Annotated in this window: 10 protein-coding genes and 3 other annotated features; of the genes, 4 read left to right on the forward strand and 6 right to left on the reverse strand. The window is 39.2% G+C overall.

From position 1 onward, the window contains the following. Window positions 1-73 precede the first annotated feature (73 nt). Window positions 74-883 carry an IclR family transcriptional regulator domain-containing protein gene (locus FD716_RS10480; RefSeq protein ID WP_139852298.1) on the forward strand — a complete coding sequence of 270 codons (810 nt, stop codon included), beginning with the start codon at window positions 74-76 and terminating at the stop codon, window positions 881-883. Window positions 884-918: 35 nt separating this feature from the next. On the opposite strand, the gene FD716_RS10485 is transcribed toward FD716_RS10480, so the two are convergent. The 3 genes from FD716_RS10485 to FD716_RS10495 all read right to left on the reverse strand — a co-directional run bounded on the left by FD716_RS10485 (window position 919) and on the right by FD716_RS10495 (window position 5,383). Then, on the reverse strand, window positions 919-1,224 hold the full coding sequence (locus tag FD716_RS10485) for an IS630 transposase-related protein (protein WP_139852299.1): 306 nt from the start codon (window positions 1,222-1,224) through the stop codon (window positions 919-921). Between the two features lie 198 nt (window positions 1,225-1,422). Next, window positions 1,423-2,916, reverse strand: a complete 1,494-nt coding sequence (locus FD716_RS10490) for a glycosyltransferase (RefSeq protein WP_139852300.1) — start codon at window positions 2,914-2,916, stop codon at window positions 1,423-1,425. A gap of 409 nt (window positions 2,917-3,325) precedes the next feature. After that, a complete protein-coding gene (locus tag FD716_RS10495; protein WP_407641929.1) occupies window positions 3,326-5,383 on the reverse strand; it encodes a BapA/Bap/LapF family large adhesin in 2,058 nt (685 codons plus the stop codon). A gap of 63 nt (window positions 5,384-5,446) precedes the next feature. Here FD716_RS10495 and FD716_RS10505 point away from each other — a divergent pair. Beyond that, a protein-coding gene (locus FD716_RS10505) for an IS3 family transposase (protein WP_125269079.1) occupies window positions 5,447-6,666 on the forward strand; the annotation gives its coding sequence in 2 pieces (ribosomal slippage) (window positions 5,447-5,723 and window positions 5,723-6,666; 1,221 coding nt in all). Beyond that, window positions 5,722-5,838: a sequence feature (AL1L pseudoknot), on the forward strand. It overlaps the preceding gene by 117 nt. On the opposite strand, the gene FD716_RS19080 is transcribed toward FD716_RS10505, so the two are convergent. Continuing rightward, window positions 6,663-7,793, reverse strand: coding sequence for an Ig-like domain-containing protein (locus FD716_RS19080; RefSeq protein ID WP_267285307.1), 1,131 nt, complete (start codon window positions 7,791-7,793; stop codon window positions 6,663-6,665). The two genes, FD716_RS10505 and FD716_RS19080, sit on opposite strands and share 4 nt — an antisense overlap. Between FD716_RS19080 and FD716_RS19085 the strand changes: the two genes are divergently transcribed. Together FD716_RS19085 and FD716_RS10520 are read left to right on the forward strand one after the other, a co-directional pair. Next, on the forward strand, window positions 7,735-8,445 hold the full coding sequence (locus FD716_RS19085) for a hypothetical protein (RefSeq protein ID WP_228714944.1): 711 nt from the start codon (window positions 7,735-7,737) through the stop codon (window positions 8,443-8,445). The genes FD716_RS19080 and FD716_RS19085 overlap by 59 nt on opposite strands. A gap of 12 nt (window positions 8,446-8,457) precedes the next feature. Then, a protein-coding gene (locus FD716_RS10520) for an IS3 family transposase (protein WP_125269079.1) occupies window positions 8,458-9,677 on the forward strand; the annotation gives its coding sequence in 2 pieces (ribosomal slippage) (window positions 8,458-8,734 and window positions 8,734-9,677; 1,221 coding nt in all). Then, window positions 8,733-8,849, forward strand: a sequence feature (AL1L pseudoknot). It overlaps the preceding gene by 117 nt. A 562-nt stretch (window positions 9,678-10,239) precedes the next feature. Here the strand turns inward: FD716_RS10520 and FD716_RS10530 are convergent. Continuing rightward, window positions 10,240-11,459 (reverse strand): IS3 family transposase gene (locus tag FD716_RS10530; protein WP_125269079.1). Its coding sequence is split into 2 segments (ribosomal slippage): window positions 10,240-11,183 and window positions 11,183-11,459, totalling 1,221 coding nucleotides; the frame shifts between segments, so codons are not numbered across the junction. Continuing rightward, window positions 11,068-11,184: a sequence feature (AL1L pseudoknot), on the reverse strand. Its footprint overlaps the gene before it by 117 nt. Window positions 11,460-11,471: 12 nt before the next feature. Then, window positions 11,472-12,719 carry an Ig-like domain-containing protein gene (locus FD716_RS18890; protein ID WP_171477021.1) on the reverse strand — a complete coding sequence of 416 codons (1,248 nt, stop codon included), beginning with the start codon at window positions 12,717-12,719 and terminating at the stop codon, window positions 11,472-11,474. Window positions 12,720-13,274 lie beyond the last annotated feature (555 nt).

Genomic DNA, 13,274 nt, shown 5'->3' on the forward strand with positions numbered 1-13,274 from the left:
CCGCTATACGGAGACCTCCACCGTATAGCGGACAATAGTTCATAAGTTGATATTTTAAAAAGCAGGGAACGCGATGCGATACCAACAAATTCACAATTCATCTTCTGGAGAAAGTATCTCTAATGATGACTATATTGCGGGGCTAGCCAAAGGCTTGGCGCTGCTTGAAGCATTTGGCATGGAACGGCAGAAACTCAATGCCTCGCAAGTTTCAGCCCGCACAGGAATCAGTCGCACTGCCGCCAGACGCTATTTGCGTACCTTAAAGTTCTTAGGCTATTTGGATGGAGACGAACACTATTTTTGGTTAACCCACAAAGTACTGCGTTTTTCCAGCTCTTATCTGAGTTCGGCATCGCTACCCAAAGTCGCGCAACCGATGTTAAACCTACTCAGTGCACAAACATCATTCACCTTTTCAATTGCGGTACTGGATGAAAATGAAGTGGTGCCGATTGCACGGAGTTACTTAGCCCAGCAAGATAACTTACGCATAAGCCCTTATGGCATGCATTTGGGTAATCGCTTACCTGCACACGCCACCTCGACGGGTAAAGTATTATTGGCCGCCTTAACGCATGATGAGCAGAAAGTCTGGTTTGATCGACATGGTCTAAAACGTTTAACGCCCTATACCATTCAGGACGAGGCCGATTTTTATCAAGTCCTTCAACAGGTTGCCCAGCAAGATTTTTGTCTATCACAAGAAGAACATGAGCTGGGCATACACGCCTTGGCTGTTCCTATTTATGCGCAGCAATCCAAAGTGGTTGCTGCTCTGAATATTATTTCATCCACCACGAAAACCACGGATGACTATTTACTCACAAAAATCCTTCCGCTGTTGCAAGACACGGCACGCGAGCTAAGGAATGTGCTGTAGGGAGATTACAGCTGATAGAGAGAATAGATCGACATTTACTCAGTGCTACGGTTTTTTGCAGCCAAGCGTTTAATCGCCTTACTAATCGCAACTGCCGAACAATTAAACCGGCTCGCCCGTTCAGTAAACGTCGCATCGGGATAGTTTAATAAGTCATCGCTCAAGGCCTGATCCTCAATCTTCAAGGGCTTACGCACACAATCAGGCTTGGGTTCGAGCTTGGTTTTCCACTTTTGTATGGTCGTGGGACTCAAATCATATTTATCAGCAAGTGCTCGAATACTCATCCCTGATTCAAGCTTAGCTAATACTTTTTTTCTAAAGTGTACTGAATAGGTCATTGAATGCTTAGTAATCCTTGTAATAAATAAAGATCTTGTTCGTTATTTATTAAAGATTAGACTGCTTTCATAAAATTATATAACCACTTCTTTCTACTAAAATAGAAACTAAAATAATTAATAAAAGAAATCTATTACACTCTTTAATAAAAAATAAATTGCGAAAGTTAATTAGACTACGAGATTATATCCCCCTTATTAAATATGATTAATATCAGTTCGATTTAAATCATTTAATAAATCTTTCCATTTACTACTCACCTTTTGACTAGAATATTCATCTAAAACCAATTGAGTATTATCGCTGTAATTAAACATATTATTGCGATAGTAGTCAATAATGCTACTAGAGAGGCTTTCCACATCACCATGAGCCACAAGTTTCCCATTGACACCATCTTGTATAATTGAAGATGGTCCATATTTAATATCATAGGAAATAACAGGTGTTCCCTGTTCTAAACTATCTAAAATTGCAATACAAAAACTTTCAACCTTACTAGTAACAAGACTAAGCTGAGCATTAAATAATTCTGATTTAATATCATGAACATAGTCTTTTAAAAATATATATTCTTGTAATCCATGTTCATTAATTAGAGCCTTAATACGATCTATTTGTTTAATATCCCCTGAACCAAAAAACTCTAAACGCGCATTTTGAATCGTTTGTACGACAGTTTTCATCGCCATAACCATATCCTCATGGCGCTTTTCAGTTGCAATACGTCCAATAGATAAAATTCTAAAAGTTTCTGACTCAAGTTGAGTGTTCTTTCTGTATTCACTTATATAACTTGGTGGGATAACATAAACTGGAATACTCATATTAAAATCAGCAATTAAATCTAAATACTGCGCCTGTGTACCAACTACGCAAGCAGAAAAATGTTGTTGATTATCTAGTAGATATTTATAATTTGAATTAACCTTCTTGTTACCACTCATATTAGGATTACTAGTATGCGTGCTATGAATAATGGCTATTTTTTTTAAATCATCATTTTTAATTTCTGCCAAAATAGAATTATAAATTCTATTTTTATCAATAAAAAAATATGTATTCCCCTGAATAAGCGTCTCTAACCAATGCTGTTGTAAAGCAGTTTCATTTGCAAAAAATAGTTTTTTATTTTTATGCTGCAAAGTATAAGACTTCTTATCTTCATGATGATTCACTATTAAGTATATTTGCTGATTTGCATCATAGTGATTTTGCTGTAATACCTTATTATTAAACAAGATGACTTCACAACTCTTATATCCTAAATAATCATAAAGTTCGCGTCTAACTTTCTGCCTTTCAGGATTAAAATAATTGATATATGAAACTCGATCTGTGCCTTTAAAGCATCGAATATACATAACATAAACACCTCCGACAAAAACTTTATGATCAGTTTCGATATTAAGTACAGGCTTAACTTCAGGCTGATGCAAAGTTTGTAGAAAGTCTTGCAACGTATAGATTAAATCTCGATCAAAACCCTGATAACTCTTGTATAAATTTATAAAATCAGTGTATTCGATATTATGTAAATTACAAATAGGTTGCAGTTCAGTAGAGTAATTCATTGTCACTATATTGCAAGCTAAGCCCATCTCTTTAAATAGTTTATACCGCTTCAAAGATGCATGTTCAATCCCCGTTAGTTTATAACCAAAAGGAGAATTTAAAAAATAACTCAGCATACAAATAAAAATCCTATTTATTCCACAAATTCATAAAAACAAATTAGTCTAGCCAAGTCTAATACTTAAATTATACTCAGCAGAAAACAACTATCTAAGATTGATCGGCAACTTGACTTCCATATGAAAATAAAACAGAAAAACTCTCATTTAAAACATTATCTTTTAATGTTAATTCACCTAAAAATGAATCCACCCTATTAATCAAGATTAATAAATCACCATTACCGACTATAGATTTTTTAGCAAAAACTTAATAGCAATATACCACATTAATAATAAAAAATTAACAATAGCTCTCACAAATAATATAGGAAAATTAAATCCCATATATTATATCTTTCTTATTAATAACAATAAAAAAGGACCCAAGGATCCTTTTTTATTTAACTAACCGAATAACAGAATATTAATGCCAAATAATATTATTTTTCAGCAAGTCCTCAAGTGAACTAGAAGTATTAATGTTAATTAAATCAACATAATTAGACTGACCTGAACTTCCTTCTGGTTGGCCAATACTATCAGCCTTGCCATTACGATCGATTTTCAATACACCATCTTCATAACTGACATAATCACCAATATTATTTGCATTTTGATTTCCATCAAGCAATTTACTAATATCGATTTTATCACCTTCGGTAGCGTTAAAATCAGTCCAAGTATCTAAACCATTACCGCCATTACCACCGCTGTTCGCATCAGATTTATTCAATATGTCATAAATCACAGTATCTGCACCGGCACCCATTTTAAAGGTGTCGTTTGCAGCAGAACTCTTCACGCTATCACTAAATTCAGATGCGCTAATATTCTTACCAACATTAATTTCAAGTACGGCAGTTTCTTTAGTACCAACATTAGATGTTGTTTCATAAGTGAAATGATCTATACCGTATATTCCACCTGTTGGTTTATAGCTGTAGTTGCCATCTTTAAATACCGTTAATGTTCCGAACTCACCCTTAATATCGAATGACTTCACACCTTTATTCGGATCACTGACTGACAATTCTTTATTACCAATTTTCAGGCTATTAATTGAATCTATACCAAGGTCATTTTCAAATAATTTACCAGCAATTGGCGTCAGTTTTTCGGTATAGCTGTCTAGATGAACAATATCAGCCACAAAATCGATGCTATCAATTGTTCCATCTTGGGTAATCACTGTTAAGGCGTAATGACCAGCAGGTAAATTCCCCCCCCCAATATCAAGTACCGCATCTTTGCCCTTCGGTGTAGTGAAAGTCCATTGTTGTCCCGTTGTTGTATTCTTCAATACATAACTGACTGTCATGTCTTTCTTATTCAGACCCAAGAAGCTTTCAGAAGTTCCTGCAACTTTAATGGTAAAGCCTTTACCCATTTCATTGGTTTTGATATCAAATTCTTTTGAATAGGTTTTTCCAATGCCATTCAAAAGTGTAGATGAATCATGGAATTCAACTTTAGACTCAACATTATGCTCTGCAACAGTTACTGTATTAAAATCATCTTGAGCAGTATGCGTACCAATTTTGATATTTAAGTTTTCAATAACCGTCTTACCATTAGCACCTTGCGTAACCAATTGGAAACTATCGACTTGACCGTAGGCAGGTTTCCAATCCGCTGGAGCATTTACAGGTTTTGTCACCGTATAGGTATAACTGCCATCAGTATTTATGGTTAATACGCCATACTTACCTGTAATTTCAGCAGCACTATCTGGCTTCACATCAACTTCAACGCCGTTGGCTTTGACTTTAAGTAAAATCGTTGTCTCATCTGGTGTCGCATCACCGCTGACTGAACCTGCATATTCTGTTGGTTTTCCATAGTCATAGATCTTATCGTGATCTACGTATAGACCAGAACCTTCAGCAACACCGAGTAGCCCTTTACTATTTAAGATTGCACGGTATTCCCCTTCACCAAATAACAAGGTTAAAGGATCTGACTTTCCGCCAAGCAAGATAATGTTAAACCAATCTTTTTCAAGATGTACCTGGACATAGTTACCTGTACTTGGATCCAGTTTATAAATGACCATATCAAAAGTTTTACCAATTGATACACCACCTGCACTACCATGGAAAGTGAGTTCACGGACCTCATTTTTCCCAACAGTGAACTGCATAGCGCCAGCATTAGATAATATCTCAGCATTCAGAATTGGCCCAAGCAAACCTAAATCGATCAACTTAAATCCAGTCGCCGCCTTAATTTCAGACTTGTCCGTATCTAAAGTTACACTTGGTGCTGTATCTATGATCACAACATTATCAATTTCAATGCGTTGATCTTTTGGCGTAAGGTTTAAATCAAAGGTCAATTCAGCTTCTGAAGTATTACCTGATGGTGAAGTCACCAGGTAATTAAACACATCTTTCTCACCATAACCACGGAAGTTGTCATTTACGGTATAGGTATACGTACCATCTGCCTCAACCGTCAATATACCAAATTTACCTTGGATAATGGTTTTGCCATCTTGAACCGTACCGGGTTTGTCGGAGGGTCAATATTCTGAGAGACTATTCCGATGAAAAAACCAAACTATACCCCCGAAATTAGAGAAAGAGCGGTTCAATTACTAATTGAATCTGAAAAAGATTATCCTTCTACTTGGGCAGCAATCACAGCTATTGCACCTAAGATTGGTTGTACTCCTGAAACATTGCGTGTTTGGTATTTAAAGCATATGGATCAACTAAATCCTGCCAAAGTACAACAGATATCTGACCAAGAAAAAATGAAGCAAATGGAACGTGAAATTAAAGAATTAAAACGTGCCAATGAAATTCTACGTAAAGCAGCCGCTTTTTTCGCCCAGGCGGAGCTCGACCGCCCACACAAATAATGGTGGATTTTATCCATAACAATAAAGATCGATATGGTGTTGAAGCGATTTGTAGAATTTTACCGATTGCAGCTTCGACCTATTATCGGGCTTTAGATCTCGTTGATAACCCAGAACATCGAGCGAAACGTGCTCAGCATGATTTACATCATGCAGAACAAATCAAACGTATTTGGAAAGAAAGTTCAGGTCGATATGGTGTACGTAAAGTCTGGCAAAAATTGAAACGTGAAGGCTATGTTATTGCACGTTGTACAGTTGCTCGATTGATGCAGAAGCTAGATATACAAGGTGTTTGGCGTGGTAAGAACAAACAAACTACCCGCAGCCGAGATGATCAAAAACGAGCAGATGATTTAGTGAAACGGAATTTTAGTGCTGATCGACCTGACCAATTATGGGTCAGTGACTTTACGTATATTCAAACCAATTCTGGCTGGGTCTACACTGCATTTATTATTGATGTGTTCTCGCGAGCAATTGTTGGATGGAAAGTATCTACACGGATGAATACAGATATGGTGCTCGATGCATTGGAGCAAGCATTGCACGATCGAGGCATGCCAAAGAATGTAATTCATCATTCCGATAGAGGTGTTCAATATCTTTCTATTCGCTATACCAATCGTTTAGAAGCAGCAAATTTACGAGCATCAGTCGGTACGACAGGTGATTCATACGATAATGCTTTGGCTGAAACGGTGAATGGCTTATACAAAACAGAGGTGATTGAATATTTAAAAGCAGATTGGCAAGGTTTAGCGGATGTACAACTTGCGACATTAAATTGGGTAGATTGGTTCAACAAAAAGCGTGTACACAGTGCACTGGGTTATGTATCGCCTTTTGAGTTTGAAGCAATGTACTATGATAAGATTAATCCGTTAGGTCAGGTGGCCTAACTTAAATAAAAAAGTCTCCGACAAACCCGGTACGGTTCATCTTGATTGAGCGTCTGACCATTCACCGAAGTTAATGTTGTTCCTGCTGGTAATTCATCTTGCCCAAACTTCGGATCTTCATCCGTTAGCATATTACCGTGTGCTTCACCTTTAACCGATTCAGCATTGTTGTAATCTAAAACTACATCTTTAGTGAAATATAGTTTATAGCCAGTTAAGACTTGAACGCCCTCACCAGAAGCCATGACAAACATCCATTTACCTTCGCCTAGCGTAAATGAAGTGTCTTCAGACTTACCACCGAGTAAATAAGAGACTACCCAGTTTTGTTTAACTGCATGTTGTTCCCATTCATTGGTTGTCTCATTGAGTTTATATACATATAAATCCATTGTTCCAACGACTTGAACACCGAATGCGCTGCCATGAAGAGTAACTTCTCGAACTTGATTTTCACCCACGTCAAGTTGAACTGAGTTTTTAATCACATCAGCCAGTACATCCAGTCCAAGAACAGGACCTAAGCCAACATTTGCAACCGTCAAACCACCGTTATCCAAATCACTTGGTTTGCTATTGATAATCTTCTCTGGTGTTGCATCCAGTTTAACATCGATATTATTATCGACCGCAGCAATAATCTCTTTAACCCCAACACGTGTTTGTAGGTCTGATTGATTGCCTGCCTTATCTTTTGCAGTGATATTTAAAATCTCACCTTTTACAAATGGCGTATTGGGTTTGTATTCAAAAACACCATTCGCATCTGCTTGACCTTCTTTCAGCACATTACCATCTGCATCTTTTACGATCACAGTAACGTTAGGTTCCGTTTCAATTGTAAGTAAAGCATTATCTTCACTCACTTCTGCAAAAGTAATTACAGGTGGTGTGATGTCTACTTCAAACTCAAGTGCTGGTGATTGAGCACTCTCATTACCATCAACCGTTTGCGTTGCTGTGATTGAATGAAGACCTTCTGTTAAAGCATTTTCTGGTTGTAGTGACCAGGTACCATTGGCTGCAGCGGTTGCAGTACCAATGATCGCACCATTGTTATAAACAGTAATGGTTGCACCAGCAATTGCACCAACACCCGAAATCGTTGGCTTAACATCATCTGTCACATCATTCTTGCCAATTTGGCCTGTAACACTACCAACCTTGTCTTCTACAGTTGGTGCCTCTTCAAGCGCATCTGTATCCGAGTCGCTATCTACATCTGAGTCGCTGTCTGAATCCGAGTCGCTGTCCGAGTCTGAGTCGCTGTCCGAATCTGAGTCGCTGTCCGAATCCGAGTCGCTGTCCGAATCTGAATCGCTGTCCGAATCCGAGTCGCTATCTGAATCCGAGTCTGAGTCGCTGTCTGAATCCGAGTCGCTATCTGAATCCGAATCGCTGTCCGAATCTGAGTCGCTGTCTGAATCTGAGTCGCTATCCGAATCCGAATCACTGTCCGAGTCCGAGTCGCTATCTGAATCCGAATCGCTGTCTGAATCCGAATCGCTGTCTGAATCTGAATCACTGTCCGAATCTGAATCGCTGTCCGAATCTGAATCGCTGTCTGAATCTGAATCGCTGTCTGAATCTGAATCGCTGTCTGAATCTGAATCGCTGTCCGAATCTGAATCGCTATCCGAATCTGAATCACTGTCTGAGTCTGAATCGCTATCCGAATCCGAATCGCTGTCTGAGTCTGAATCGCTGTCCGAGTCTGAGTCGCTGTCCGAATCCGAATCGCTGAACCGTACCGGGTTTGTCGGAGGGTCAATATTCTGAGAGACTATTCCGATGAAAAAACCAAACTATACCCCCGAAATTAGAGAAAGAGCGGTTCAATTACTAATTGAATCTGAAAAAGATTATCCTTCTACTTGGGCAGCAATCACAGCTATTGCACCTAAGATTGGTTGTACTCCTGAAACATTGCGTGTTTGGTATTTAAAGCATATGGATCAACTAAATCCTGCCAAAGTACAACAGATATCTGACCAAGAAAAAATGAAGCAAATGGAACGTGAAATTAAAGAATTAAAACGTGCCAATGAAATTCTACGTAAAGCAGCCGCTTTTTTCGCCCAGGCGGAGCTCGACCGCCCACACAAATAATGGTGGATTTTATCCATAACAATAAAGATCGATATGGTGTTGAAGCGATTTGTAGAATTTTACCGATTGCAGCTTCGACCTATTATCGGGCTTTAGATCTCGTTGATAACCCAGAACATCGAGCGAAACGTGCTCAGCATGATTTACATCATGCAGAACAAATCAAACGTATTTGGAAAGAAAGTTCAGGTCGATATGGTGTACGTAAAGTCTGGCAAAAATTGAAACGTGAAGGCTATGTTATTGCACGTTGTACAGTTGCTCGATTGATGCAGAAGCTAGATATACAAGGTGTTTGGCGTGGTAAGAACAAACAAACTACCCGCAGCCGAGATGATCAAAAACGAGCAGATGATTTAGTGAAACGGAATTTTAGTGCTGATCGACCTGACCAATTATGGGTCAGTGACTTTACGTATATTCAAACCAATTCTGGCTGGGTCTACACTGCATTTATTATTGATGTGTTCTCGCGAGCAATTGTTGGATGGAAAGTATCTACACGGATGAATACAGATATGGTGCTCGATGCATTGGAGCAAGCATTGCACGATCGAGGCATGCCAAAGAATGTAATTCATCATTCCGATAGAGGTGTTCAATATCTTTCTATTCGCTATACCAATCGTTTAGAAGCAGCAAATTTACGAGCATCAGTCGGTACGACAGGTGATTCATACGATAATGCTTTGGCTGAAACGGTGAATGGCTTATACAAAACAGAGGTGATTGAATATTTAAAAGCAGATTGGCAAGGTTTAGCGGATGTACAACTTGCGACATTAAATTGGGTAGATTGGTTCAACAAAAAGCGTGTACACAGTGCACTGGGTTATGTATCGCCTTTTGAGTTTGAAGCAATGTACTATGATAAGATTAATCCGTTAGGTCAGGTGGCCTAACTTAAATAAAAAAGTCTCCGACAAACCCGGTACGGTTCACTGTCCGAATCTGAATCGCTGTCCGAGTCTGAGTCGCTGTCCGAGTCTGAGTCGCTATCCGAGTCTGAGTCGCTGTCTGAATCTGAGTCGCTGTCCGAGTCTGAGTCGCTGTCCGAGTCTGAGTCACTATCCGAATCTGAGTCACTATCCGAATCTGAGTCGCTGTCCGAATCTGAATCTGAATCGCTGTCCGAATCTGAGTCGCTGTCCGAGTCTGAGTCGCTGTCCGAGTCTGAGTCGCTATCCGAGTCTGAGTCGCTGTCCGAGTCTGAGTCGCTGTCTGAATCTGAGTCGCTATCCGAATCTGAATCGCTATCCGAATCTGAGTCGCTGTCTGAATCTGAGTCGCTGTCTGAATCTGAGTCGCTGTCCGAATCTGAGTCGCTGTCCGAGTCTGAGTCGCTGTCTGAATCCGAGTCGCTGTCCGAATCTGAACCGTACCGGGTTTGTCGGAGACTTTTTTATTTAAGTTAGGCCACCTGACTGAACCGTACCGGGTTTGTCGGAGACTTTTTTATTTAAGTTAGGCCACCTGACCTAACGGATTAATCTTATCATAGTACATTGCTTCAAACTCAAAAGGCGATACATAACCCAGTGCACTGTGTACACGCTTTTTGTTGAACCAATCTACCCAATTTAATGTCGCAAGTTGTACATCCGCTAAACCTTGCCAATCTGCTTTTAAATATTCAATCACCTCTGTTTTGTATAAGCCATTCACCGTTTCAGCCAAAGCATTATCGTATGAATCACCTGTCGTACCGACTGATGCTCGTAAATTTGCTGCTTCTAAACGATTGGTATAGCGAATAGAAAGATATTGAACACCTCTATCGGAATGATGAATTACATTCTTTGGCATGCCTCGATCGTGCAATGCTTGCTCCAATGCATCGAGCACCATATCTGTATTCATCCGTGTAGATACTTTCCATCCAACAATTGCTCGCGAGAACACATCAATAATAAATGCAGTGTAGACCCAGCCAGAATTGGTTTGAATATACGTAAAGTCACTGACCCATAATTGGTCAGGTCGATCAGCACTAAAATTCCGTTTCACTAAATCATCTGCTCGTTTTTGATCATCTCGGCTGCGGGTAGTTTGTTTGTTCTTACCACGCCAAACACCTTGTATATCTAGCTTCTGCATCAATCGAGCAACTGTACAACGTGCAATAACATAGCCTTCACGTTTCAATTTTTGCCAGACTTTACGTACACCATATCGACCTGAACTTTCTTTCCAAATACGTTTGATTTGTTCTGCATGATGTAAATCATGCTGAGCACGTTTCGCTCGATGTTCTGGGTTATCAACGAGATCTAAAGCCCGATAATAGGTCGAAGCTGCAATCGGTAAAATTCTACAAATCGCTTCAACACCATATCGATCTTTATTGTTATGGATAAAATCCACCATTATTTGTGTGGGCGGTCGAGCTCCGCCTGGGCGAAAAAAGCGGCTGCTTTACGTAGAATTTCATTGGCACGTTTTAATTCTTTAATTTCACGTTCCATTTGCTTCATTTTTTCTTGGTCAGATATCTGTTGTACTTTGGCAGGATTTAGTTGATCCATATGCTTTAAATACCAAACACGCAATGTTTCAGGAGTACAACCAATCTTAGGTGCAATAGCTGTGATTGCTGCCCAAGTAGAAGGATAATCTTTTTCAGATTCAATTAGTAATTGAACCGCTCTTTCTCTAATTTCGGGGGTATAGTTTGGTTTTTTCATCGGAATAGTCTCTCAGAATATTGACCCTCCGACAAACCCGGTACGGTTCACTAGCGTAACTTCAAAGTTGCCTTCCGCATCCGCTGTACCACGACCAATCACATTGCCGTCTTTGTCTTTAACTTCAACAGCTGAACCAGCTTCTGCTTGACCAGTAATACTTGAACCATCTTCACCGATCACAACATCTTCTGGAGCATCTGGCGCAACAGTATCTTTAGTACCGGTTGCTTCAGTCGGTTCAGAGGTATTCCCAGCTTTATCGGTAGCTGTAACATCAACCACTTCACCATCGGTGACTGGACGATCTAGCGTAACTTCAAAGTTGCCGTCCGCATCCGCAGTACCTGTACCAATGACGTTGCCAGCTTTGTCTTTAACTTCAACGGTTGAACCAGCTTCTGCTTTACCCGTAATGCTTAAACCATCTTCACTAATGACGACATTAGTCGGAGCATCTGGAGCAGTATTATCATCAGAGTCGCTGTCCGAGTCTGAGTCGCTGTCCGAGTCTGAGTCGCTGTCCGAATCAGAGTCGCTGTCCGAATCTGAGTCGCTGTCCGAATCTGAATCGCTGTCTGAATCAGAGTCTGAGTCAGAGTCGCTGTCTGAATCTGAATCACTGTCCGAATCTGAGTCGCTGTCTGAATCCGAGTCGCTGTCTGAATCTGAATCGCTATCAGAGTCCGAGTCGCTGTCTGAATCTGAATCGCTGTCTGAATCTGAGTCGCTATCCGAGTCTGAGTCGCTGTCTGAATCCGAATCGCTGTCCGAATCTGAGTCGCTGTCTGAATCCGAATCGCCCTCTGAAGGTTCAGGTCCATCGTTTAATGCCGAACTAGACTCACCAGCCCAAGCGATAATACCGCCTGCTGTAAGTGGTACAGCAGCCCAAGCCAACGGATTATAATTATCTTGATATAAAAGCGCGTCAATCTCTTCTACTGGTTGATAATGAATTTCGCTTAAAAATAAGCCTTCATTATCTGTAAAACGCACCCAAATTAACTTCCCAGTCTCATCACTAAAAACCAAACTATTGTCAGTTCCTTTAGTTGAACTAAAGAAATCCTCAATGACAATAACTTCACCATTTTTTAAATGGATAATTACCTGTGTACCATCTATTTTTATTTCAGAAACATCTTTAATTGAATATTTAATTAAAACTACAGATGGTTCTATTAACTTTACTGTAGTTCCTGAAACATTCGCTAAAGTCGCATGACTTTCTTTAGCAATTATTTGGATATCAGCCATAAATACACGTCCCCAAGAACACAAATAATAAAACTATTCAAAGTTTTTATTTCAAAACTTATAAATAAAATCCCATGTTAATTTGCATTAAAGCATAGTCATCATTACAAGTTAAATTTGCGAAAAAGAACAAATACATTATTATCTAACCAATTAAGTCATAATAATTTTAAGTATTTAATTATCAAAAAAAACAAACAAATAAAATGTCACATCAGTTTAAATATAAACCACACCAATATTATTAATCTACTTCCAACTTCTCACCATCAAACCAATTTAGATTTAATTATTTATGCCACTTCACCTTAAGAGTCCTCTGGGACTCAGCGTAAATTTCGTGTAATTTGACACAAATAGATTATTTAGATTACCTTATCAACATTAGGATACAAACAAGCAAATGCGTAAAAACCAATTCGAGTTAGATGAAAAAATAAACCAGAATTCGTCCTACAAAATCAAATAGAAAGCAAACTAAATTAAATTACCGCAAATACAATCACAATTACCCCCAATATACGATAAGTATATAAATCCATCCAAGCAGCCATT

It is taken from the genome of Acinetobacter pullicarnis (assembly GCF_006352475.1).
In the GTDB taxonomy this organism is placed as follows: domain Bacteria; phylum Pseudomonadota; class Gammaproteobacteria; order Pseudomonadales; family Moraxellaceae; genus Acinetobacter; species Acinetobacter pullicarnis.

Bases quoted from the DNA above. Each gene is read 5' to 3' on its own strand.
- FD716_RS10480 (WP_139852298.1), top strand. From the start codon at position 74: ATGCGATACCAACAAATTCACAATTCATCTTCTGGAGAAAGTATCTCT.
- FD716_RS10485 (WP_139852299.1), bottom strand. From the start codon at position 1,224: ATGACCTATTCAGTACACTTTAGAAAAAAAGTATTAGCTAAGCTTGAA.
- FD716_RS10490 (WP_139852300.1), bottom strand. From the start codon at position 2,916: ATGCTGAGTTATTTTTTAAATTCTCCTTTTGGTTATAAACTAACGGGG.
- FD716_RS19085 (WP_228714944.1), top strand. From the start codon at position 7,735: ATGGTTGCACCAGCAATTGCACCAACACCCGAAATCGTTGGCTTAACA.
- FD716_RS18890 (WP_171477021.1), bottom strand. From the start codon at position 12,719: ATGGCTGATATCCAAATAATTGCTAAAGAAAGTCATGCGACTTTAGCG.